The organism is Virgibacillus sp. LDC1 (assembly GCF_025792345.1).
GTDB lineage: Bacteria > Bacillota > Bacilli > Paenibacillales > Paenibacillaceae > Paenibacillus_AQ > Paenibacillus_AQ lautus.
The window spans coordinates 565405-589665 of the sequence record NZ_JAOXLZ010000005.1; the positions used below are offsets into that span (position 1 = coordinate 565405).

General features: G+C 51.3%; 22 protein-coding genes. 16 read left to right on the forward strand and 6 right to left on the reverse strand.

The window, feature by feature from the left end:
• The first annotated feature begins 7 nt into the window (after positions 1 to 7).
• The 9 genes from OHJ21_RS27075 (at position 8) to ald (ending at position 11797) form a co-directional block, all read left to right on the forward strand.
• A complete protein-coding gene (locus tag OHJ21_RS27075; protein WP_486021633.1) occupies positions 8 to 1018 on the forward strand; it encodes an ABC transporter ATP-binding protein in 1011 nt (336 codons plus the stop codon).
• Entirely contained in the window at positions 1005 to 1805 is an 801-nt protein-coding gene (locus tag OHJ21_RS27080) for an ABC transporter ATP-binding protein (RefSeq protein ID WP_100540692.1), read from the forward strand. Before OHJ21_RS27075 ends, OHJ21_RS27080 begins: the two co-directional genes overlap by 14 nt.
• A 386-nt stretch (positions 1806 to 2191) precedes the next feature.
• A complete protein-coding gene (locus tag OHJ21_RS27085; RefSeq protein WP_243390957.1) occupies positions 2192 to 4597 on the forward strand; it encodes a sensor histidine kinase in 2406 nt (801 codons plus the stop codon).
• Between the two features lie 55 nt (positions 4598 to 4652).
• Complete coding sequence (locus OHJ21_RS27090) at positions 4653 to 5318, forward strand: response regulator transcription factor (RefSeq protein ID WP_394058509.1); 666 nt, start codon at positions 4653 to 4655, stop codon at positions 5316 to 5318.
• Positions 5319 to 5534: 216 nt separating this feature from the next.
• Positions 5535 to 5657, forward strand: coding sequence for a hypothetical protein (locus tag OHJ21_RS27095; RefSeq protein WP_279300485.1), 123 nt, complete (start codon positions 5535 to 5537; stop codon positions 5655 to 5657).
• Between the two features lie 6 nt (positions 5658 to 5663).
• A complete protein-coding gene (locus OHJ21_RS27100; protein WP_394058507.1) occupies positions 5664 to 7661 on the forward strand; it encodes a methyl-accepting chemotaxis protein in 1998 nt (665 codons plus the stop codon).
• A 200-nt stretch (positions 7662 to 7861) separates the two neighbouring features.
• The gene (locus tag OHJ21_RS27105; protein ID WP_394058505.1) at positions 7862 to 8782 is read left to right on the forward strand and encodes an AraC family transcriptional regulator; all 921 of its coding nucleotides are present in this window, start codon (positions 7862 to 7864) and stop codon (positions 8780 to 8782) included.
• A gap of 107 nt (positions 8783 to 8889) precedes the next feature.
• On the forward strand, positions 8890 to 10404 hold the full coding sequence (gene melA / locus OHJ21_RS27110; protein ID WP_326115428.1) for an alpha-glucosidase/alpha-galactosidase: 1515 nt from the start codon (positions 8890 to 8892) through the stop codon (positions 10402 to 10404).
• Between the two features lie 274 nt (positions 10405 to 10678).
• Positions 10679 to 11797, forward strand: coding sequence for an alanine dehydrogenase (gene ald / locus OHJ21_RS27115; RefSeq protein WP_394058503.1), 1119 nt, complete (start codon positions 10679 to 10681; stop codon positions 11795 to 11797).
• Positions 11798 to 11967: 170 nt separating this feature from the next.
• On the opposite strand, the gene OHJ21_RS27120 is transcribed toward ald, so the two are convergent.
• Together OHJ21_RS27120 and OHJ21_RS27125 are read right to left on the reverse strand one after the other, a co-directional pair.
• A complete protein-coding gene (locus OHJ21_RS27120; protein WP_100540699.1) occupies positions 11968 to 12660 on the reverse strand; it encodes a pseudouridine synthase in 693 nt (230 codons plus the stop codon).
• 106 nt (positions 12661 to 12766) lie between these two features.
• Positions 12767 to 13327, reverse strand: coding sequence for an SLOG family protein (locus OHJ21_RS27125; RefSeq protein ID WP_100540700.1), 561 nt, complete (start codon positions 13325 to 13327; stop codon positions 12767 to 12769).
• A gap of 125 nt (positions 13328 to 13452) precedes the next feature.
• Between OHJ21_RS27125 and OHJ21_RS27130 the strand changes: the two genes are divergently transcribed.
• Positions 13453 to 14331 carry a DUF6612 family protein gene (locus OHJ21_RS27130; protein ID WP_100540701.1) on the forward strand — a complete coding sequence of 293 codons (879 nt, stop codon included), beginning with the start codon at positions 13453 to 13455 and terminating at the stop codon, positions 14329 to 14331.
• A 235-nt stretch (positions 14332 to 14566) separates the two neighbouring features.
• Here the strand turns inward: OHJ21_RS27130 and OHJ21_RS27135 are convergent, their stop codons facing one another.
• On the reverse strand, positions 14567 to 15586 hold the full coding sequence (locus tag OHJ21_RS27135; protein WP_394058500.1) for a DUF4871 domain-containing protein: 1020 nt from the start codon (positions 15584 to 15586) through the stop codon (positions 14567 to 14569).
• Entirely contained in the window at positions 15583 to 16101 is a 519-nt protein-coding gene (locus tag OHJ21_RS27140; RefSeq protein WP_100540703.1) for an RNA polymerase sigma factor, read from the reverse strand. The genes OHJ21_RS27135 and OHJ21_RS27140 overlap by 4 nt, the downstream gene beginning before the upstream one ends.
• Before the next feature lie 154 nt (positions 16102 to 16255).
• Here OHJ21_RS27140 and OHJ21_RS27145 point away from each other — a divergent pair, with 154 nt between their 5' ends.
• Both OHJ21_RS27145 and OHJ21_RS27150 read left to right on the forward strand, forming a co-directional pair.
• A complete protein-coding gene (locus OHJ21_RS27145; protein ID WP_326115423.1) occupies positions 16256 to 16759 on the forward strand; it encodes an LURP-one-related family protein in 504 nt (167 codons plus the stop codon).
• A 43-nt stretch (positions 16760 to 16802) separates the two neighbouring features.
• The gene (locus OHJ21_RS27150) at positions 16803 to 17318 is read left to right on the forward strand and encodes a mismatch-specific DNA-glycosylase (protein ID WP_394058498.1); all 516 of its coding nucleotides are present in this window, start codon (positions 16803 to 16805) and stop codon (positions 17316 to 17318) included.
• Between the two features lie 218 nt (positions 17319 to 17536).
• Here the strand turns inward: OHJ21_RS27150 and OHJ21_RS27155 are convergent, their stop codons facing one another.
• Positions 17537 to 18391 (reverse strand): 1,4-dihydroxy-6-naphtoate synthase, encoded by an 855-nt coding sequence (locus tag OHJ21_RS27155; protein WP_100540706.1) that lies wholly within the window; start codon positions 18389 to 18391, stop codon positions 17537 to 17539.
• Positions 18388 to 19098 carry a futalosine hydrolase gene (locus OHJ21_RS27160; RefSeq protein ID WP_100540857.1) on the reverse strand — a complete coding sequence of 237 codons (711 nt, stop codon included), beginning with the start codon at positions 19096 to 19098 and terminating at the stop codon, positions 18388 to 18390. Before OHJ21_RS27160 ends, OHJ21_RS27155 begins: the two co-directional genes overlap by 4 nt.
• A 187-nt stretch (positions 19099 to 19285) precedes the next feature.
• Between OHJ21_RS27160 and OHJ21_RS27165 the strand changes: the two genes are divergently transcribed.
• The 4 genes from OHJ21_RS27165 to OHJ21_RS27180 all read left to right on the forward strand — a co-directional run bounded on the left by OHJ21_RS27165 (position 19286) and on the right by OHJ21_RS27180 (position 24255).
• A complete protein-coding gene (locus OHJ21_RS27165) occupies positions 19286 to 19885 on the forward strand; it encodes a TetR/AcrR family transcriptional regulator (RefSeq protein ID WP_100540707.1) in 600 nt (199 codons plus the stop codon).
• Between the two features lie 227 nt (positions 19886 to 20112).
• Positions 20113 to 21120, forward strand: coding sequence for a substrate-binding domain-containing protein (locus OHJ21_RS27170; protein ID WP_100540708.1), 1008 nt, complete (start codon positions 20113 to 20115; stop codon positions 21118 to 21120).
• Complete coding sequence (locus OHJ21_RS27175) at positions 21101 to 23044, forward strand: cache domain-containing sensor histidine kinase (RefSeq protein ID WP_486021634.1); 1944 nt, start codon at positions 21101 to 21103, stop codon at positions 23042 to 23044. The genes OHJ21_RS27170 and OHJ21_RS27175 overlap by 20 nt, the downstream gene beginning before the upstream one ends.
• Positions 23041 to 24255, forward strand: a complete 1215-nt coding sequence (locus OHJ21_RS27180) for a response regulator transcription factor (RefSeq protein ID WP_486021635.1) — start codon at positions 23041 to 23043, stop codon at positions 24253 to 24255. Before OHJ21_RS27175 ends, OHJ21_RS27180 begins: the two co-directional genes overlap by 4 nt.
• Positions 24256 to 24261 lie beyond the last annotated feature (6 nt).

Genomic DNA, 24261 nt, shown 5'->3' on the forward strand with positions numbered 1-24261 from the left:
TGGGGCCTTGAGCACAAATATACTGGAAGTTAACGAATTGAAAACCTATTACCGTACCCGGTTGAAGGAGCATGTATATGCCGTAGACGGCGTGAGCTTCTCACTCGAGAAGGGGAAGACGCTTGGCATTGCCGGTGAATCCGGCTGCGGTAAATCGACCCTTGCGCTCAGCCTGATGGGATTCTATTTTCCACCGCTGCATTTTGGCAGCGGCTCCATTGTCATCAACGGTACGGACATTATGAAGCTTGGCAAGGAACAGCTCCGTTCCCAGGTGTCGGGAAGAGAGATATCGTATATCCCGCAAGCAGCTATGAATGCCCTGAATCCTACGCTCAAAATCATTCATTTTGTCGAGGATATTATGAAGGAGCATCGCCCTGAGCTGAACAAGAAGCAGGTGTGGGATATGGCGGCGGAACGGTTCGAAACCTTGAATTTGTCGACCAAGGTACTGAACTCCTATCCGAACGAGCTGTCAGGCGGCATGAAGCAGCGGACGGTTATCGCAATCTCCACCATTCTGAATCCCAAAGTGCTGATAGCGGACGAACCGACCTCGGCGATGGACGTAACCTCGCAGAAAGCGGTGATCAAGCTGCTGAAGAGTCTGCTGGATCGGGGCTATATTCAGTCTCTGGTATTCATCACGCACGAGCTGCCGCTGCTTTATCACGTAACGGATGACATCATTGTCATGTATGCAGGGGAGATCGTGGAGCGCGGAACCGCAGAGCAAATGATTTTTGACCCGATACACCCGTATACGAAAAAACTGATGGGTTCCATCATTGTGCCGGAGGAAGGTATGAAAGGACATAAGCTGGCCGCCATCCCGGGAACCCCGCCTAATCTGAAGAACGTGCCGGAGGGGTGCCGGTTCGCGGATCGCTGTTCCTATGTGCAGGACGCCTGTCGGAAGGGAAAGATTACGAGCCAGACCGTGGAGGATCGAATCTATCGCTGCATCGTGGAACCGGGTGTGCTTAAGGAGTGGTATGCGAATGAAGAGGAATGATGTCCTGATTCGGGGAGAGCATCTTACAAAGGTATTCGGTTACGGGAAACAGAAGACAACCGCCGTAGAGGATGTTAGCTTTACCTTCCATGAAGGCGAAATCATATCGATTGTCGGCGAGAGCGGAAGCGGCAAAACGACACTGGCCAAAATGATCATGGGCCTGCTGAAGGAGAGCAGCGGTACGATTGAATATATGGGCAAGCCAAGGCAGTTGAAGCGGCACAGAGACCGGAAGCGCTATTGGAAAAACATTCAGGCGATCTTCCAGGACCCGTTCTCTTCGTTCAATCTGTTCTACAAAGTCGAGAAACTGCTGCTCGATTGCATCAAGCTGCAGGGTGATAAACTGACGAAGGAGGAGCAATTCCGCAAAATGAAGGAAGCGTGCTCCTTCGTCAATCTGAAGTTTGAAGAGCTGCACAATAAATACCCGTTCGAACTGTCCGGCGGGCAAATGCAGCGCCTGATGATCGCCCGGATCTTCATGCTTCATCCGAAACTGCTGATTGCGGATGAACCGACCTCCATGGTCGACGCATGCTCAAGGTCTACGATACTGGATATGCTCTTGAAGCTGCGGGATGAGAACAACATGACGATTATTTTCATTACCCATGACGTAGGGCTCGCTTATTATGTAAGCGATACGCTGTATATTATGGAGCAGGGGAAAGTCGTGGAGCGGGGACCGGCGGAAGAGGTTATCTTAAATCCGCAGCATCCTTATACCCAGCAGTTGATTTCAGATGTGCCCAAGATCCACTCCGAGTGGGATTTGGCATGAGCGACGTGAATGGTGGAAATCTCATGATGGAAAAGCCCGAAGCGTAATGCCGCTTCGGGCTTTATTTTGTTAAAAAATTCAACTATAGGCGATCTGTCCTCTGAGAAAGTACGTCGATAGACATTTTTGTTATAGCGCGCACAGAATAGAGTCCCTATTCGCTTCGTTTATTTTCGTGAATATGACACTCCGAGTGGTTACGGTAAAATTTCTCTATTCTTGATCTTCGCATTTGTGAAGGATCTGCCGATAAATGATATGGCTGCCATTTGAGTTATCCCGCAGCTCGCATTCGGTATACCGCAAAGCATCAGACGTGACTGCGTGTATGCTTCATAAGGAGACCATCAAACATCATGTGTACTTACATCTTGGGGGCAACGATCTTGGCATTAGTCGCCCTCACCATCATTTTCTGGATTTTCTTGTACAGGAGCGGTTATCAGCGGAAGTTAAGCCATCAGGCCTTGGACATGGCCGAGGACAGATTCCGCCTGCTAGATGATATGCTGCTTACACTTGATGTTGGCATTTGGTCGTACGATTTCGGCATAAGGAGGATCCAAAATACTTCTTTGGCTTTTCATAAAATCACAGGTTATTCACAACGTGATTTCGCGGACGGTCTTCCCTGGGAAACGCTGATCCACCCAGAGGATATGACGCTGTTCCGATCGTTGATAGACAAACTTCGACAAGGCGACGCCGTTCATACCGAATACCGCATCATCCATGCGGAGGGCGAAGTACGCTGGGTTCAGGTGAAGATGATTCCGACGATGAATGAAACCGGTCAAATCGTTCGGACCGATGGCATTGCCATTGACATTACCACCCGCTTTCGCATGGAAGAGGCGCTGTATGATATTACGGAATGCAAGAAGATGGAACAGGCGCTCAAGGAAAGCATGAACCGGTATCGCAGGCTGGTGGAGGTATCTCCTATTGCCATTGCAGTCTGCAAGGACCGCAAGCTCATGTACGTGAATCCCGCCGGACTTCGGATCCTTGGAGCGCCGGGTCCTGAGAACATCCTGGATACAGATCCTTGGGACTGGGTGCTTGATCCCTATGAGGAGTGGGCACGCAGACGGCTCACACGGCTTATTCGAACAGGGGAGGTTGTGCCAGAGGAATTAGCCATAAAACGAGTAGACGGAGAGCGGGTCGATGTCGTGGCAACGGCACTGTATGATGCGGAATCGGACACGATTGAAGTTTTTTTTGAGGATATAACCGCCCGTAAATCAGCGGAACGAGCCCTTATGGAGAGTGATCGAATCAACCGCCATATCCTCGATATCGCTCCGGTCGCGATGTTCCTGCACTCCGATTTTTCTTATATTTATGCGAATCCCGCGGGCTTTTCCTTATTGGGCATTACGGATATCGAACAATTGGCGAGTACTTCGCTCCAGGACATCATTCCCTCGGATCAGGTTGAGTTCGTGATTTCGGAGGTTGAGCATGTGTACGAAAGCGGGAACACCTCGGAGCTCGCCGGGAACAAACTGGTCCGGCTGGATGGAACGATTATTGATATTGAAGCCATTACCACGCCGATCCCATATATAGGACGCAATACAGCACTGACCATTATTCGGGATGTCACAGAGCAGAAGAGGGCGGAACGGGAACGGATTGCGGCCGAAAGGCTTGTCCGGGAGAGCGAGGACCTGTATTTCAGGCTGCAGATGAGTCTGGATCAATTCTCCTCCGATCTTTTCGGGATGGTGAAGATAAGCGAATTGAATGCCCGTATTGTGCGGGAAATCAAAAAGGTGCTGGGGACGGATCGGGTGAGCCTCATACAGATCAACCACCACAGCCTGCATATCAAGATCCAAGGGGGCCATAAAGATCCGCCACAAGGGGTGCTGCATGCGATCCATACATGCGGTCCCGAGCATATTCCATTCTGTAAACTGTTTGAGATGTCTGACGGATATTTTGTCAAGATTGGAGAAATGAATGGGGACAGCAGTATTGTTTGCATTGGCGGAGAGGTGGTTCCTCAGCCTATGATACAGGCCCAAAAAATATGGCTGGAGACCATTACGCGCTATGCAAGTGTTCTGTACGATAACTTCCGCGTCATTGAGGATTTGACGAGGGAACTGGAGAAGCTGGGTTCATCCCAGCAGATCATGCCCCTATGGCTGCTGCGACTGATGCTGCATTTATCCGAGAATGAACGAAAGCGATTGTCCCAGGATCTTCATGATGCCGCGCTCCAGGAACAGATTATATGGTACAGGAAATTAAATCAGATTACATCGGATCATGAGCTGCCAGAGCATCTGCGTCCACAGCTGGAGGAAATCGAGCAGGGGCTTCTGGATGTGATTTATCAGATTCGAATTACGTGCAACGAGCTTCGTCCCCCACTGCTGAAGGAGGAGGGGTTGGAACGTTCGCTCGAGGCATTGTTTGAATTTACCCAGCTGCGCACCAATTATTCGATACAGTTCGACTGTTCGAACTTCGATGATGATATCAGTGACGATCATTTGATTGGACTGTACAGAATTGTCCAGGAGCTGCTGGCCAATGCAACGAAGCATTCGAACGCGACGGAGGTAAAGCTCCGTTTGTCCACCCAGTCGGATGAAGTCAATCTGAGTTATGAAGACAACGGGATTGGAATCGACCCCAGCCAGCAATCGGACCAATTCAACAGCATGGGGATCGGCGGCATGAAGGAACGGGTGAGAAGCATGAACGGCAAAATCCAGTTCGACTCATCGGATAGCGGGGGGTTGGCTGTCTATATATCCATAACGGCAAGGTAAATTCCGCCGGCAGCAAAGCAAGCAAGATATCAGACTGAAGGAGTCATGAGTGACGATGATCGAAATTTTATTGGTGGATGACCATCCCTCGGTGATGGAGGGAACCAAGGTGCTGCTTGAGCAGGAAAAGGATATGTTCGTGAAGCTGGCGAATACGCCGGAGCGGGCGCTGGAGCTGGTGAGCAGGCTGCATTTTGACGTGATGCTGATTGATATGCACATGCCGGGCATGAACGGAATTGATTTGGCCAAGCAGATCCTCCGGATTGCTCCGGACGCGGTGATGCTGATTTATACGGGCTTTGAAGTCAGCAATCATTTTAATTTGATTATGGAGGCCGGACTGGCTGGTTTTGTCTCGAAAACGTCGGGCAAAGAGCAGTTGGTAACGGCTGTTCGGTGTGCGCTGCGAGGAGAAGTCGTTCTGCCGTTGACACTCGTGAAGCAGCTTCGTCGTGTGACCGCAAATGGTCCGGAACGGACGGCAGGGGCGCCGGCAGCCCCGTCTATAACCGATAAAGAATATAGTATTCTCAAGGAAATCGCTCGCGGAAAGAGCAACAAAGAGATTGCGGGAACGGTGATCATGAGCCAGCGTTCACTCGAGTACTGCTTAACCAATCTCTTTCAAAAGTTGAATGTAAAGTCACGCATAGAAGCTGCACTGAAGGCAAAGCAAATGGGAATCCTCTCGGATTCGGATTTTGTCCAGATGGGCTGATAGGCTAGCTCTCCTTCCGATTCAGATCATGAAGCATTGCATCCCTTGACATGTTCAAAGATGATTTCGCTACCCTTCGACAACAATCGCAGGGAAGCCCGCAAAATTCTTGCGTGAGCACGCAAGAGAATTTCGGTTACGAAAGGTATGTAAGTGTATATGCTTATGTTACTGGATGGATATAGTCTGTAAGTAGGAAGGATGGTTGCTTGCGGCATGACAAAGGACCTATTTGAATATGGTGTCGATGACCTCTTGTCACTGGAAGAGATTGAGGAAGTGTTGGCGCAGCTCGAAGAAGAGTGGAATGAATTTAACAGCCGGAAGAAGCGAGGGTGACTTATAATGAAACGATGGAAATCTTTGAAAGCTCTGTTTGCTATGAAACTCCAGAGCCGTATGCTGCTTATCATTTTGGGGTCGATCACGATTTTTCTAGCTGTCATGATGGCTTATATCAGTATGACTACAACGGAGGAAGCGCTGGATTCGGCCAAGACGCTTGCGGTGACAACGAGTGAGAAGATCGGCGCGATTGTACAAGCAGAGCTCGACGATGTAATGAACTCCGCGCGTACATTGGCTGTAAGCTTTGTTGGAATGAAAGAGAGCGATACCACGAATCGTGCAGCCGTTACTGAGATACTGAGAAGAAATCTGGAAGACAATCCGTCCTGGAAAGGGATCTGGACGTTGTGGGAGCCGGATGCTTTTGACGGACAGGATAGCGAATATAAAAACAAACTCGGCAGTGACCAATCGGGACGAATGATGTCCTACTGGGCAAGAACGGAGTCCGGCCTGGAACATTCCGTAATCGAGGATTATGAGCACGAAGGGGAAGGTGATTTCTATCTCCTGGCGAAGAACAGCGGCAAAGAAATCATTATGGATCCGTACGTCTTCAAAGTAGGCAACGAAGATGTCATGATGACATCGCTCGTTGTTCCGATTATCGATAACGGAAAGACCGTCGGCGTGGTTGGCGTCGATATTTCCCTGGCACATTTGCAAAGCGTAATGGAGCAATTCCGATTGTTCGATACGGGGTATGCGCATATTTATTCGAATACCGGCGTGATCGTAACGTCGCCGGAGGACGGATTGATGGGGCAGACGCTGGAAAAGGCCTATCCCGGCAAGACGGTTCCTCTCATACTGGATGCGATTCGGGAAGGAGATGTCTATGCCGAGGAAGATTCAGAGCTGTACAAGCTGTATACGCCGATCAAGACCGGATTAACCGAAACGCCATGGTCTGCCGCTATCATTATCCCGATGGATGAGATTACGGCGAAGTCGGATGCACTGATCATCTCCATTATCGTTGCCGGTGCAGCCACCTTGGTGGCCATGGCGGCTGTAGTGGTCCTGTTAACGAGATCCATTGTGAAGCCGCTGGGCGTTTCCGTTGCTATCGGCGAGTTCATGTCGAAGGGAGACTTCACGCAGAAGGTTCCTGCGGTTTATCTTCGCAGAGCCGACGAGATCGGCACGTTGTCCAGAGTATTCGCTCAGCTGCTGGAGAGCATGAAGGAAATGATCGGCAAAGTGAACATAAACGCATCATCGGTAGCCGCGGCTTCACAGCAGCTGTCGGCTGGTGCCGAGGAACTGGCCGTTGGAAGCAGCAGTCAGGCTGAATCCGTGCAAACCGTTAGCGAATTGTTCCATGAATGGTCGAATGCCATCAATTCCGTGGCGAGCGATGCCTCGGCTGCATCCGAGCTTGTAAATCAAACCTCCGGCATTGCAGCGGAAGGCAGCGGCATCGTCCAGCAGTCGGTGGAAGGCATGAATCGGGTACGGGAGCAGGTTGCCAAACTCGAAGCTGACTCCCAGCGGATCGGCGAGATCATCGAGGTCATCGACGACATCGCCAAGCAGACCAATCTGCTTGCCCTCAATGCCACGATCGAGGCTGCCCGTGCCGGCGATCAAGGAAGAGGTTTCGCTGTGGTGGCGGATGAAGTGCGTAAGCTAGCCGAACGTAGCGGAGGTGCCACAAAGCAGATCGCCGATATCATCAAGGGCATGCAGAAGAATACGACCGATAGCGTGGAGGCGGTGAATCAAGGCGTCATCCACACGGAAAAAGCCGGTGAAGCCTTTGCCTACATTACAAGCATGGTGAACGAATCGGCGGGTAAGGTGATGGATATTGCAGCCGCCAGCGAGGAGCAGGCAGCCCAGGCTGCCGAGGTGGCAACCGCGATTGAAACGATATCTTCGTCGACGGAGGAAACGGCGGCTACAAGCGAGGAATCGGCTGCAACAGCACAATCGCTTGCCGAGCTTGCCGAAGAGTTGAACCATACCGTATCGGCCTTCAAAATCTCGTAGCACCACTGGCATATTGATGATAAGCTTGGCCTAAGGGCCGGGCTTTTTTTATATATAAAGTGACGATTTATGTACGCTGTGAGATTTTAATACACCTATAACTACTCTTAAACGCGGTCTGTCTTCTGTGAATTACGTCGATAGAAGTTTTTGTCCATAAATCATGGTGGACTGCTCGGACGAAGGGAGGAACACGTGTTGTGAATGGCAGCTTGTTTCAGCAGATATTAGAAGAGGGAGATTATGTCCCCCGCTTTTACGCCTATTACTATAAGCAGTGGATGGATTATGAAATGCCTTACCACCAGCATGATTCAACCGAGATTATGTATATGATTTCAGGGGTATGCCGGATTGACGTGAAGGTAGGCGATACGGAAAAGAGCGTCACGCTCAAAAAAGGGGAGTTTATGGTGCTGGATGCCGATGTCCCGCATCGGTTAATCGTTGAGCAGGCGGTCTCCTGCCGAATGCTGAATGTGGAGTTCGGGTTTATGGAATGTGAAGGGAGGACGCTTTCTCTTAGGCAGATTGCCGGTGAGGAGGAAGAGGTGTCCTTTCTCCTGAATCGGCCGTTTCCCTACTTGGTGCTAGCGGATCAGGAGGAGGTATATCCGGTGCTCAAGAGCCTCGTGCTTGAACTCGATCAGAGAGGGACCGAGGGCAGAATGATGACGCATATGCTGTTTATTCAGCTCCTTGTATGCATTGCCCGTCTGTATGAAGAAAGGGAACGCAGCGAAGTGCAGCAGAGCGAGTTCTATATTAAACGAAGTGTCGATTTCTTGCATCAGAACTATGACCGCAATATTCAGGTGAAGGACGTTGCCGCCGAGGTGAATCTGCATCCCGGCTACTTGCATCGGGTATTTCGCAGAGGAACGGGCAGGACAATCACCGAGTATCTGACCATGATTCGCATGGAAAAGGCCAAAATGCTGCTGGAGCAGACCGATATCCCCATACATGAAATATCGGATTATGTAGGTGTTGGCAGCCGGCAGTATTTCCATATGTTATTCAAGAAGTATACGGGAACCACGCCGGTGGAATATCGGCTGCGGAAGGACCGGAATGCCTGGAAATATGGTGATCCGGATGCCGCAGCAGATAAGAAGTGAGGATTTTTGACTCGGAAGAGTTCAAGAGGTCATGATTTTGATAACGCTTTCTACCGCTCGATTGCTACAATAACTACAATCTAATTTGCAGCTAGGGAGTGGATAGAATGTCATTTAAGGTTGCTTTTATCGGAGCGGGAAGCATCGGCTTTACCCGGGGAATTCTACGTGACTTGTTGACTGTACCGGAGTTCAGGGATATCGAGGTTGCTTTCACCGACATCAGCCAGCATAACCTGGATATGGTCACGGAATTGTGTCAGCGGGACATTACCGAGAATGGACTGTCGATTGCCATCCAGTCCACCACGGATCGAAGACAAGCCCTGCAGGATGCCAAATATGTCATCTGCACCATTCGCGTGGGCGGACTGGAGGCATTCCGTACGGATGTGGACATTCCGCTGAAATATGGCATCGATCAATGCGTGGGCGACACGCTCTGTGCAGGCGGCATTATGTATGGCCAGCGGGGAATCCCCGAGATGCTGAGCATTTGCCGGGATATTCGCGAGGTGTGCGCACCTGACGTTCTGCTATTGAACTATTCGAATCCGATGGCCATGCTGACATGGGCATGCAATCAGTATGGCGGCGTGCGGACGATTGGTTTATGCCATGGCGTGCAGCATGGGCATCACCAGATCGCCGAGGTGTATGGCTTGAAAAAACAAGAGGTCGATATTGTCTGTGCCGGGATTAATCATCAGACTTGGTATATTCGAGCCTCACATCAAGGCAAGGACTTGACGGCTGGGCTGCTGGAGGCATTTGAACGACATCCGGAGTACAGCAGGACAGAGAAGGTTCGCATCGATATGCTGAGGCGTTTCGGATATTACAGCACCGAATCCAACGGCCATCTAAGCGAATATGTTCCTTGGTACCGTAAACGGCCGGAGGAAATTACGGAGTGGATTGACCTCAGCAGCTGGATCAACGGAGAGACGGGCGGATATTTGCGAGTCTGTACCGAGGGACGCAACTGGTTCGAGACCGATTTCCCGAACTGGATGAAAGATCCGGCTATGGAGTACACGCCGGAGCAACGGGGAGAGGAGCACGGCTCCTACATTATTGAAGGTTTGGAGACCGGCCGGGTATACCGGGGACATTTTAATGTCGTGAATGAAGGCATTATCGCAAATCTGCCGGAAGATGCCATCATTGAGGCGCCGGGTTACGTCGACCGGAACGGCATATCCATGCCGCATGTAGGGAGTTTGCCGTTAGGGCCGGCTGCGGTGTGTAGTGTAAGCATATCCGTTCAACGGCTGGCGGTTGAAGCGGCGGTTCATGGAGATGACAAGCTGCTTCGTCAGGCATTTATGATGGATCCGCTGGTCGGAGCGGTATGTAATCCGAAGGAAATCTGGCAGCTGGTCGATGAAATGCTGGTAGCCGGTGAAGCATGGCTTCCTCAGTATGCGGCTTCGATCGCCGAAGCGAAGGCACGTCTAACAGCGGGCAATCTGATCCCTACCCGTCCGTATGAAGGAGCCGCCAGACTCAAGGTGAAGACGGTGGAGGAGATGCAGCTCGATCGGGAGAAGGCAAACAAAAACGCAGGTGAATCCGACAAAGGGAAGGATCGCGAAAAAGGTAATCCGGTTGCACATTAACGAAGGTATCAACAATAGAAATACTTAGAGTTTCATAAATGCGAATTAAACAAACACTTTGGGCTTGGATGGTATAACGGACAAAAATCCGCTATAATCCCTCTGCCAGAAGTGTTTTTTTCTGCAAGCCGTTCATCTTTTACCTGCATATACTACGAATACCTAGATACAAATTCGGATGGACAATCCCTGACCTTAGACAGGTACACAGTTTGGGTAAAAATGGTTACAATTCAATTAGATAGGCAAAGTTCACCATTAAGGAGGCATGGGGATGATTATTGGGGTTCCCAAAGAAATCAAAAATAACGAAAGTCGCGTAGGCATGACGCCGGGTACGGTCGTCAGCTTCAGAAATGCCGGGCACGAAGTTCTCGTACAATCCGGGGCCGGCCTTGGGATCGGTTTTACGGATGAAGCATATAGAGCGGCTGGAGCCAAAGTGGTTGCAACGGCTGCCGAAGCGTGGAAAGCCGAGATGGTTGTGAAAGTGAAAGAACCCCTGCAAGAGGAATATGAATACTTTCAAGAGGAAATGATCCTATACACGTATCTGCACCTGGCCCCCGAGCCGGAACTGACCAAAGCGCTTGTTGAACGTAAGGTGAGTGCCGTTGCTTATGAAACGATACAATTGACGGATGGCAGCTTGCCGCTGCTGACACCGATGAGTGAAGTGGCAGGTAGAATGTCCATTCAAATCGGGGCGCATTTCCTGGAAAAAGCGCACGGCGGCAAGGGTGTCCTTCTAAGCGGCGTACCGGGCGTCGCACCGGGTAAGGTTGCCGTTATCGGCGGCGGCATCGTTGGCACCAATGCGGCAAGGATTGCGCTGGGGCTCGGTGCGGACGTCAGCATCCTCGATATTAATCCCGGCCGACTTCGTCAACTGGATGATCTTTTCCAGGGACGGGTCAAAACGATCATGTCCGATCCGTATCACATTGCGGAAACGGTGAAGGCCGCCGACCTTGTTGTGGGTGCGGTATTGATCCCCGGTGCACGAGCCCCGCGCCTCGTAACGGAAGAGATGGTAAAAGAGATGAGTCCGGGATCGGTCATCGTGGATGTGGCGATTGATCAAGGAGGCTCCATTGAGACGATCGACCGGATCACCACGCATGACAACCCGACCTATGAAAAGCATGGTGTTATCCATTATGCTGTAGCCAACATGCCGGGCGCCGTAGCCAGAACCTCCACCATGGCACTGACCAATGTAACGGCACCCTATGGGTTGAGAATAGCAAGTAAAGGACTACGGACTGCCGCACGTCATGATAAAGCGCTTGCCAAGGGCATTAATGTCATCGACGGCAAGGTAACCTATGAAGCGGTTGCGGCGGCTCATGGTTATGCGTACACCAGCATTGACGATTATTTGCTGGCATAGAGATAACAAGTTTAAAGCATGTAGAGCCATTTTTCAAAAATTTGACATGATACCGGGGGTTATGACGTAAACCTTGGGGGCTTTCGTTGGCCAGTGTGGACAAAGTTGAAAAATGGCTTTTTTATGTTCCTGCCATGTTGGATGGCATCTTGCAACGAGGTCATCTTCGCCTAGGTCAACATAAACAGGAGCTTATGCAGTTCCGTTTCCTCCAAATGCCTCCACTCACCCCGTTCCAGTTGATCCAGCGTAATATTCATAATTCGGACGCGCTCCAGCTTCAGCACGCTGTACCCCAAGGCTTTGCACATTCTGCGGATTTGCAGATTAAGGCCCTGTGTCAAAATGATACGAAAAACATCTTCGCTTTGCCTGTAAACCGTGCATGGTTTGGTTACTACGTTCAGGATTTCAACACCTTGAGACATCGCTTGAATAAATGCGTCCGTAACGGGTTTGTCCACGGTCACCACATATTCTTTCTCATGATTATGTTCCGAACGCATCATTTTGTTCACAATATCTCCGTCATTCGTAAGCAAAATCAAACCTTCAGAGGCTTTATCCAGCCTCCCAATGGCAAATATGCGCGATGGATAGTTAACAAACTGAATAATGTTTCCCGCCACATGTTCTGCTGCCGTACAGACAATACCGATGGGTTTATTGAGAGCCAGGTAAACCGCCTCGCTATCATTATGAGGAATTTCCTTCCCATCTATCAATACGAGATCGTGCAGTTCAACATCCGCCCCTTTTTCACACACCTTGCCATTGATCGTAATCCGTCCGGCCGCAATCAATCGGTTGGTTTCTCTGCGCGAGCAAAATCCCGTTTCACTTATATATTTGTTAATTCGCATGCTCCACCGCTTCTCATGTGTAATAATGCCACAGGTTCATTTAGTTAGCTCCTCTCCTCATTTCCTCCTCTGGCGGATCGAAGTGGTAACCGGGGAGCAAGCGAGCCTAGTAAAAATCCTGCGACATGTTCTCTTCGTCTGCAACAGCCTGTATCTCCTCCGAACCGATGCTGATGAAGCGGTAGCCGTCCGCTGCCTGCTTCTTCAGCGCTCGTTCTTTGATGAACTTGGGGCTGGCTTCGCCGCCGTCTTCGTCATACACCAGCAGAATGCCATCGGTTTTGCGGAGAAGCAAATCGTCTCTGGCCGTAAATTGCCACGGCCCCTGATAAGGGCTCTTGCTGACCGGCGCATAGAAGTCTACCCCCTTCATCACTTCCTGAAAATAAGCCTTTTTATCCTCATTCCATTGCTCCTCGGGATTCTGGTAGGCCGTCAGAATGGAGCATTTTAGGTCGGGGTATTGGGACTTTAGTTCGATAGCCGCTTCAATGGCCCACAGGTCCACGCCATATTGGCCGGGAGTGATGACCCACTGAAGGCCTTCCTCAAGCAGCGGAACCAAGCGGTTGGCAATTGCTTTGCGTATATAAGGTATGCCTTGGTGTTTGTTGTTGTAAATACCGAGCTCGTGGGCCCGATATCCGGTAATCAGAAGATTTTCCAATCGAGCACGCTCCCTGACAAGAATTAGGTCTAGTGTACCTTTTTCGGAAATTTTGATCAATCGATGTTACAAATCGTATAGAATGGGTAAGTAAACCGGAATACATATTTTAGGAGGAAATTCGATTGAAGAAGTGGACAGCAGTATTACTAGGGGCAATTTTGGTTATGAGCATGACAGCATGCGGCAAGGACAACAAAGCAGCGGAGGACGCCGCAACGCCGCCGGCAACGGAACAAGGGACGACTCCTTCGACAGAGACGCCGCCAGCTAAAGAAGAACCGAAGGAGGATGCTCTTCCAACTGCTGACGAGCTTCTTCAGAAATCGGCTGAAGCTTCCCAGAATTTGAAGAGCTTTGCGATGAAAGCCGATGTTAAACAGCATATCGTGGTTGAAGGCGAAGAGAAGCAGGAGCAAGACGTCAATATGTCGCTTGATTCGGAACTTACGCTCGAGCCGGTGGAGATGATGCAGAACGTTGTGATGGATTCTCCGGAAGGCAAGGTCGAGATGAAGCAGTATATAACGGAAGACGGCATTTACATGCTTATGGATGGTCAATGGATGCAGGTTCCGAAGGAATCGGAGCAGGAGATCCGCGACAGCCTGGATATGAGCAGTGCGAGTCCAGAGCAGCAGGTAGAGCAGTTCAAGTCCCTCGCTAAGGACTTCAAAGTAACGGAGGACGGAGACACATACGTCCTGACGGCGGATGTTTCCGGCGACAACCTGAAGGAGCTTGCCAAGTCCATGATGAGCCAAGCGGGCAACGATCCGCAGATGGAAGCCATGATGGATCAAATGGATATCAAGAGCATTCATATTATCTATGGCGTACAGAAGGAGTCTTACCTGCCGGTAACAACCGATTTGGACATGGTAATGGCAATGGATGCCGAAGGTCAGAAGGTATCCTTGGATATGAAAATGAAGAGCGCTTACTCCAAGCATAACGAAATCAGCAAGATTGAAGTGCCGAAGGAAGCTTTGAACGCGGAGTAATGCTGTTTGGCTGATGAAATAAGCGGAATATGAAATGATTGATATTCCTCATGAAGAGGCTGCCTCGGTTCTGTAGATGTTCTACAGACCGAGGCAGCCTTATTTGATGGAATCCATTTCATTTCAACGGTAGGGTCAAGGCAACGGCTTCCTCCGTTGTTTGACTAGGAGGCTTGCCGTGAGGCGTGCTTGTGTTAACGGCCAGCGGCTCATGGATCTTTGGGCATCGCCAAATTTATGGTTTAGCAACTTCGACAATGACGCTGCCGAACAATTGACCGTTGATCGAGACCATAATGCGCCACAGTCCAGGCGAAGGAAGTGACATCGTTGTCGGCAATGAGGCATCGGCACCATTATGAGGATAAGGAGTGACGCGAGATTTAAATACATCGATGAGCTTTGACGTATTTTGTTTCAAGGCAGTGATGACCAGATCCCCCGTTAATTCCTCTTTGCTTCCCCAAAAGTGCCACATATATTTATTGGGGTGACCTGCGATAAACCCAGGATCAATAAAGCCGAGATGTCCCTTAATGCCGGTCATTTCAGTGGGAGGAAACTGGGAGGACAGCATCGCCTCCACCGGGTCTTCAGAAGCAGCCGAAACGAAGCTCGGGCTCGGCTCCCAGCTGCTGTCCGGCACATCGATCACGATATCGCCGTATTTCTCCTGGTCCACCATCACGTCGAATCGCCATAACCCGGAGAGCGGCAGGGCAAAGCGGGAAGAGACCCGGGTGAAGTTATCGTAAGCCATATCGGAGGTAATCACCGTCTCGGCAAGCTCTTCAAGGGTAGTTCCCGTATCCCGGTGTACGGCGGTTATGCGGATCGTTTTCCCTTCAAGCGCTTGAATTGGGGTTAACAGATTCCACCAGGCACCGACCGGAGAGCCCGCGGCAGCATCCCCGCCCGGAAATGCCTGAAGTTTATCCACGCCATCATCCGTATATACGCTCCGGGGAGTCCACTTGGCTGCGTATCCCCAGCCCTGGATGGGGATCATCCGTTGAAGCGCAGGAGACTCACGCCATCCCCATACCGCTACTAGAAGAAGAATCATGAATGCACATGCGCTTATAACACGCAGACGCGTTGGAGACCTCCGTTTGTTTCGGCCCTTCTTTACAGAGCCGTTAGCGGCACTGTTCAATACACGGGATTTCATCTTCTCGGTAAACATCGGCTCATTGAATGGAGAAGAAGCGAGTTCCTGTATCCAATCCGGCTGCGGCTCTTGTTCGGTCTTCACTGGACATCCTCTCCTTTCAACATCTTTTCCATTCGGGCGCGAGCCCGGTGCAGTCTGGATTTGATTGTTCCTTCGGATATGCCGAGCAGTTCCGCCATTTCTTTTCGCGGCAGCTGATAATGGGATTCCAGGATAAGCACCTCCCGGTATTTGGGCGGCAGCTCCATCACGTACTTCCAAATCTGCGAGACGGCAGCAGCATCCATAAACTCTGTTTCGGCGGAGGGCTCAGTCTGTTTGGAGGTGATCCAGCCGGTTAGAGACACCCTCGTCATAAAGGGAGATTTGAGATAGTTCAGGGACAGGTTGCGGGTGATGGTGAACAGCCATGTTTTGACAGAGCTCCGGCCCTGAAAATCATTCCAGTGCTTAAATGCTCTCAAGAACACGTCCTGACTGATATCATCAGCCGCATCTTTGCGTTTTGTTAGGAAGAACGCATAGTTCCACACGTCCTGGCCGAAGGACTCCATTAAATCGCTCAGCACCGTGCTTGCTTCATTTACGGCCACCATTTGTTTCAGGTACTCCAATCGCATCACCTCGAATATTAGACAATTGAACAAAGGATCGGTTCCCGGATTCCCCCGAAAATTTGAAACAATTTAACGTGCAAATCGTTGTAATGAATAACAGGTATGCAGGGAATCGAGGAAGGGGAGAAGGCGTATGCATTTATATTTCAAGGATAACTTTTTTAGCTCGGGTATAACAGATATTATGGATAGGGAAGGCAGTGTAATAGGAAGCCTGGATTTGAAGAGCGCTTTCGGCTCCTCGCTGGACGTGTATAACGCTTCGGGAGATCCGGTATGCAGCGGTTCGTTTCGTTTCTTCTCCAACAAGTGGCATATCGCGAGCGGCAGCGGGGAAGAGCTGGGCGTGCTGCGTATGCGTATGAGCTTCTTCACGAAAAAATTCGAATACAACGCGGGATCGCGGGGCGTATATGAGATCACTTCGCCTGCCTTTTCCAATGAATATGAAATAACGGATGATGCTGGAAGGGGAATCGCCCATTTTTCCCGCATTAGCGGCTGGCTTCAGGCCGGGGCCTATCTGCTGCAGAATGAGAGCAACGTTCTCGGAGACTGGGAGCTCGTTACCGTGGTGATGGGCATTCACCAAATACGCAAACGCAACAACAGCGCTGCCGCATCGAGCTCTCACTAAATTCAGGATAACCCAGAATAAGACGATGATAGGAGGAGTCAGAATGAACGAAGTCAGCGATCATCTCGATTATGGATTGACTCTTGTATTTATCGGATTTAATCCCAGTTTGCGGTCGGGGGAAGTCGGACATCATTATGCGAACCCTCGCAACAATTTTTGGAGGATTCTGCATAGATCCGGTTTGACCCCTCGCTTATATGATGCCTCGGAGGATGGGGAATTGCTTAAACTGGGGTATGGGTTTACCAATATTGTGGCCAGACCTACACGGGGGGCCGAAGACATTACCCGCGAAGAGTACAGACTCGGAAGAGAGACGCTGCGTGAGAAGCTGGCGGAGTACAGACCGGAGGTTGCTTGTTTTGTCGGCAAGGGCGTGTATACCGAATTCAGCGGTAAAGCCAAGGTGGGTTGGGGAATTCAGCCGGACTCCGTCGTGGACGGCGTCCACGAGTTTGTAGCTCCTTCTTCCAGTGGATTGGTACGAATGCCAATGGATGAGATTATCGGAATTTATCGGCGATTGAATGATTTTATATCGAAGAATGAATTCTAAACAAGGAAGCTGGACGAGAAGCATTCATAGGGATAATGAAAAAGAGGAACATCCAGAAGACCCGGTTTGTCGGATTCTTGGTGCTCCTCTTTTGAACATAAAATATATAAGCTTTCCGTGAAGCTAAATCTTCCGATCACGCAAGAAAACACTATACGCGGTTTGTTTTATGAGATCGTACCTCCATTGAGATTTTTCATAAGAGGTAGGTTGCCGTATCATGGACGCTTCAGCAGCTCGGGATCGATTCGCGGCACAAGTCCTTCATCGGCTGCACGGTTCAGCAGGGCTGAAATCGCGGCATAGCCGTCTTCGCCCAGCTCTGCGGTAAACGGATTGACGTACAGGTCGATGTGGGCATCGGCGACATCCGGGTCCATTTCCTGAGCGTGCTGGAGGACATAGGCCCGAGAGTCCTCGGGATGTTCCCAGGCATATTCGACAGAGGAGCGGATCCAGTTTGAGATGCTTGCCAAATCCAGCGACCTGCGGGCCACAATCGCACCCAGAGGAATAGGCAGATTCGTATCGGATTCCCACCAACTGCCCAGATCCGTCATCAGTTTCAATCCATAGGACGGATAGGTAAATCGTGCCTCGTGGATGACAAGCCCGGCATCGATCGCTCCATCCCGGACAGCCGGCATTATTTGATCGAACGGCATCACCACGATTTCGCCGAGTCCTCCAGGTACGTTCTGTGCAGCCCACAGACGGAACAACAGATAAGCCGTGGAGCGCTCACTCGGAACGGCTACCCGCCGGCCGGACAGCGCAGCCGGACTGTCCGGGGCCTTCCCGTCTGTCAGCTTGTCCGCCGTCAGAACGAGAGGCCCGCATCCGCGGCCAAGTGCTCCTCCGCAGGGCAGGAGGGCATATTCATCCAGCACCCAGGGCAGCGCGGCGTAGGATATTTTTAAGATATCATGTTCTCGATCCTCGGCCGCCCAGTGATTGGTGATATCGATATCCGCGTAGGATACATCAAGCTCGGGGGCGCCCGGAATCCGTCCGTGAACCCAGGCATGAAATACAAATGTGTCGTTAGGGCAAGGGGAAAAAGCGATTTTCATCGTAGCACCTCCGGTAGTAATGAACTTGCGGTCTCAAGCGCCAGCAGCGCCTCCTTAATCTTCCATGCGCTGCGGTCTCGCGGTCCAACCTGATTGGATATGGAACGGATTTCGAGCACGGGCACACCGGCTGCAGCGGCAGCGGTGGCCACGCCGAATCCCTCCATCGCCTCGGCTGCGGCGTCCGGCACCCGATGGAGGAGACGTGCAGCCGTAGCTGCTGTTCCCGTCGTGGTGGAGACCGTCAGCACAGGCCCGAGGGTTACGGACGCGCCGGCAATCTTTAAGGCCTCCGCAAATTTTCTGGCAGAGGCTGGATCTGCCTGTACCCGATCCATTCCGAAGCCGAGCTCCTGGACGCTGCTGAAGCCGTCTTCGGTTTCCGAACCGAGATCAGCGGCAATGATGGTGTCCGCAATGACGATGGAACTAACCTCAGCCTGGCCGGCAAATCCTCCGGCGATACCTGCGCTGACAACAAAGTCATAGGTGCCTTGAATCAGCTGGCGGGCAGTCGCAGCAGCGGTAGCCGCGGGACCAACTCCACCCGCGATCACATCAAATCCGTGTGCACCCTTAAGCCCGCGTAGTACGGCTTCTTTTTCGGCATCGACTGCCGTAACAATAAGCACGCGCTTGGAAGACGGGTCTGGCGAGTTATGTGACTCGGTCATATCCACCGAGTTGGATTGGGTTTGTTTCTGCATGGTATTAATCTCCTTCTTGGCTGTAACGATAAACATCGCTATCCTTTTACGTTATAACGTTCTTGTGGCGATGTAAAGTCTCGTGCATGTTAAGCTTGGACTTTATGTGTAGCAGCATCTTTCCGATATAGAGTATAATGGACGGTAACTTACCTACATCATGACTAGATTCGGAGGTTGGATAGCTTTGCGTAAGAAGGGTGCGAATGGACAAGAAAGCCGGGCTAGACTACTGATTGTCGCTGCCAATGAATTTGCAAAGTCAGGATACCATCAGACAAAGATCAGCACCATCGTTTCCCGGGCTGGATTGACGCAGCCGTCATTCTATTTGTATTTTGAGAGCAAAGAAGCTGTTTTCAAGGAGCTGGTGGAGAAATTTCGTTCTGAGCTCAAGATTCTGCTCGAGGGTAGCAGATTGGAAAGCGGAATCGATGAGGATCATGTGACCGGTCGTTTGCAGAGTGTGCTGACGGGATTGTTCGCGTTTCTTGGCAAAGACCCGGATCTGACGCAAATCGGTTTTTTCATTGGGGATGACTCTGTCATCATAAAATCTGAAATGGCAGCCATGATTGAGCAAAATCTGAAAGCTGAGCAGCGGGACGGGTACTTTGACGGTGATTCCGATATGCACATTGTTGCGGAGTGCTTAGTCGGTGTCATTGAAAGACTGACCTCCCAGCAGCTTCTGACAGGCAAGCGTACTCCTGAGGATCTCGCGCGTCATGTGGTGAGTTTATTTATGCACGGCATCAGCATTTATCCGGCTAAGCGGACTACATAAGGCTGTGAAATTTATTGTATAAAAAGTAAGATCATTAAAGTATCGGAAAACAGGCTGTGACACGGGTAGGGATAATCGTGGACGGCCTGTTTTTACTGCTGACCAGAGCCCAATCCCAGCAAGCGTTTGATCTTTTTCAAAGAATTGCAGTATATTCATTATACGTTTATGTAACCGATTGCAACTGCAGATGACGAACGAAGGATCAAGGATCGGGGGACTTATTCATGAAGAAGATGATGCTGGTATACGGTGCGCTTCTATTGGCTTTTCTCACCTATGTGTTCATGTACAGGCTGGAGGACAAGCGTTCTTCGGCTTGGGAGGAGGGCGGCCTGCACGGCAGCATTGGGGAGAATTATGTCATGGTGACTTTTCAATCCGGCATGGAATATTGGAAGAATATTTTAAAGGGCTTCGAGGATGGAGGGGATGCTCTGGGCGTATCGGTTGATTACCGCGGCTCTACACAATATGACGTGGAGGAACAGATCACCGTTCTGGAACAAGTGATTGCCAAAAAGCCCGCCGGTATCGCCTTATCGGCCATCGATTCCAAAGCGCTGACGTCAACGATTAATAAAGCCGTGGAAGCCGGGATCCCCGTTGTGCTGTTCGATGCGGATGCACCTGACAGTAAGGCTTATTCTTTCCTGGCGACCAACAATTACAACGCTGGCGTTGCGGCCGCGGATAAAATGGCGCAGCTTCTCGGCCGGGAAGGGGAGATCGGGATTGTTACCCAGCCTGGGCAGCAGAATCATGATGACCGTTCCGAAGGCTTCAGAGACACCTTAGCGCAGCGATATCCGGGCATGTCCGTGGTGGAGATCAGGGAAGGCAAAGGGGATACCCTTGTTGCCAAAGAGGCTGCTGCCGACATGCTGGACAAACACCCGGATCTCAAAGGGATCTTCGTAACGGAGGCCAGTGGCGGAATGGGCGTGGCAGATGCCGTTATCGGCGCAAATAAAGCGAACCGGATTACCATTATCGGATTCGATACGAATAAAGGGACGCTGGACCGGATCTCTGATGGAACCATCGCGGCAACGATCGCCCAGGGAACGTGGAATATGGGCTATTGGTCGCTGCAGTATTTATTTCATCTGCATCATGGTCTTACCGTACCGGCCCCGACGCTCGGCAACGATGTGTCTCCGCTTCCTGTTAGGGTGGACACCGGGATCTCGATCGTGACCCGAGAGAATGTGAATGATTATTATGCAAAATAGAAACAGAGCGGAATCCTGGCGCGAAGGCATCTGGCGGTGGCTGCGGTTCGGGGATTTGCCGCTGAGATACAAGCTGGTCATCTTGTTCCTCATGGTTGGCATCCTGCCCTCGATCGCACTGGGCGTCCTCGTTAATTGGACGGTTAACCGCATTGTGGATCAGCAGGTAACCTCAAACACCATTCAATTAATCGGTAAGGTCAATCAGACCTTGGACAATGATATGGAGAATCTCCAGAATATTACGTATTTGATCGGATTTGACCCACGCACGGAGCGGTTTCTGCAGGGGGAAATCCAAGGGGATAAGCCGGCCGCAGGGACCGAAGATACGGGGAATTCCGGCCCGCAGTCGTTCTCGGTGAAGCAGGACAATGAGGAAAATTACGAAATTAAGCGATATCTTCAAGGCTTCACGACGCTGTACCCGGAAATCGCCTCCATTCTTCTGGTCAATCGTGATGGGGAATACATCAGTAACGAAATGTATGCACGCGGTCCTGCCACCTTGACGGAGGAAGCTTGGTACCATGAGGCTGTTTTAAATGAAGGTATCTTTACAGTGCTGGGCCATCCGGCAGACCGTAAGGTCACCACCCATGTTCATTACGGCAACGAAGAGCTGGTGTCGGTCGTTCGCTCGTTTGTGGATCCGGACACGAGGGAAGTAACCGGAGCGGTATTGATCGATTTGAAGCTGCGGGCAGTCGCGAGAGCGGTCCGGGATGTCACGCTTGGAAAAAGCGGGTATTTGATGGTGGCCGAGGCCGGCGGCTCGAGCATTTACACGCCGGAGGATGCCATCATCCCGTCCATCCCCCCTTCGTGGTTTCCGGACGAGGACAGCGGAGCCTTGATCCGTGAGGTGAATGGAGAGCGGCTGCAATTGATATACGGCACCTCCTCCTTTACCGGCTGGCGGACGATCGGGGTGTTTCCAACCAGCGAATCGGTGTATGAGGTTCGGGAGATTCGGTTTTATATGATTTGTTTCTTGTTTGTGGTGTGCTTGTTTGGCGTAGCTGCATCCTACACGCTTTCACAGTCGATATCCAGACCGATCTGGCAGCTCATGTCCTTCATGCAAAAAGCCGAATCCGGGGATTTGACGACCCGTTATTGGGGAAACCGGCAGGATGAGGTGGGCATGCTTGGACGCAGCTTTAACCGCATGCTTCTGCAGATCCGCAAGTTGATGAAGCTGAGCGAGCTGCGGGAGAAGCAGAAGCGCGAAGCGGAGCTGCGCAGCCTGCAGGCGCATATTAAGCCGCATTTTCTGTATAACACGCTGGATACGATCCATTGGATGGCCCGCAAGAAAGGAGCGGACGATGTATCGGATCTGGTAGAATCCTTGTCGCGGCTGTTTCGAATCGGGCTCAGCAAAGGGGATGATATCATTCCCATGTCCGACGAATGGATGCATATCAGCAGTTACCTGCAGATACAGAAGACGCGTTACCGGGACAGGCTGCAGGTTGAGATGGAGCTTTCGCCTGAGGCTGAGAAAATGTACGTGCTGAAGCTCCTTCTGCAGCCGGTGGTGGAAAACGCGATATACCACGGCATTAAGGCCCGCAGGGGGCCTGGGCGCATTGTCATCAAAGCGCAGGTGAACGGAGATGTTCTTCTCCTAGGCGTCCAGGATAATGGGGCCGGCATGTCTACTGAGCGGCTGGAGGCGCTTCGCAAACAGCTTGCCGACCCGGTAGCGGCCATGGAGACGACTCCGGGAGAAAGGGTAGGCGAAAGCCGCAGCTACGGCATGCTGAATGTACAGGCTCGTATCAAGCTAACGTTTGGCGATGAGTACGGAATCGCAATTGACAGTATAGAGAACGAGGGAACCACGGTAATGATTACGCATCCGCTGCTGCATACCGGCCCTTCGTCCTCCGATGATGATAGGAGAGACAGGCTATGAATAAAGCGTATCAAGTCCTGATTGCTGACGATGAACCGATTATCCGCGAAGGTATTCGGGATGCGGTGGATTGGGAGGCACTTGGCATGGAGGTGGCTGCCGAAGCGGAGGATGGCGAGGAAGCGCTGGAGCTTGCGCTCAGCCGGCCGATCGACATTATGCTGGTCGATATGAATATGCCGTTCCTGGATGGCATCGGGCTCATGAAGCGGATGAAGGAAGAACGTCCCGAATGCCGGTTCGTCATTATTACTGGCCATGACGAATTTGCTTATGCGCAGGAAGCGATCCGGCTCGGGGTTAAGGATTATATATTAAAGCCGGTGAATGCGGATCACCTGATTCGAGTGCTTGGAAGCGTAAGGGATGAACTGAATGACCGGCAAATCCAGGAGAGTTATCTGAAGAAGGCCTCCGAGCAAATCGAGAAGAATATTCCGCTGCTGCGGGAACGATTCTGCCTGGAATGGATGCATGGCCTGCTGGATGAGGAGGAGGCGCTGGAGCAGCTGGAGTTTCTCGGGCTTCCTCCTAGTGAGCCTACCCAGGTCGGCATCGCCAGATGGCCGGAGATGACGGCTCCGCAGCCGTTGATGAAGGAAAGCGACCGGCAGCTGTATCTGTTCGCGATGGAGAATATCATTTCCGAGCTGATCCATCCCGCTCCTTGTGTTTTGTTCCGTGATCATACAGGATGGATTGGCATCTGTTTATGGGGTGAGACGGATGTGGAAATCGCAGCCGATGCCGAGCAATCCATTCAGAAGTACTTGAAGCTGACTGTCAACGTTCATATGGAGTTTGTATCGGAAGGAGTGGGAGCGGTTGCGGCAGCCTATGAGGCCTGCCGGGATGGGGTGTTCAAGGATGCGCAGCTGTCTCCGTTAGTACGGCGGGCCCGGCAGCTCATCCAGGAGCAGTATGCCGTTCGGGAGCTGACGCTGGAATCGTTTGCCCAGGCGCTGCAGGTTTCGCCAGTCTATCTGAGCCGAACGCTAAAGAAAGAACTGGGCACGTCCTTTATTACACTTATGACCCAGACGCGGATTCAAAAGGCGATCCAGCTGCTTAATTCCACCGATCTGAGTATCCTGGACATCGCGGAGCGGGTGGGATATGACAGCCAGCATTATTTCAGCACGGCTTTTAAGAAGGTGATGGGGGTATCGCCGAACCGGTACCGCAAAGGGGCGACGGTTCAGGAAGAATAGGTGGTT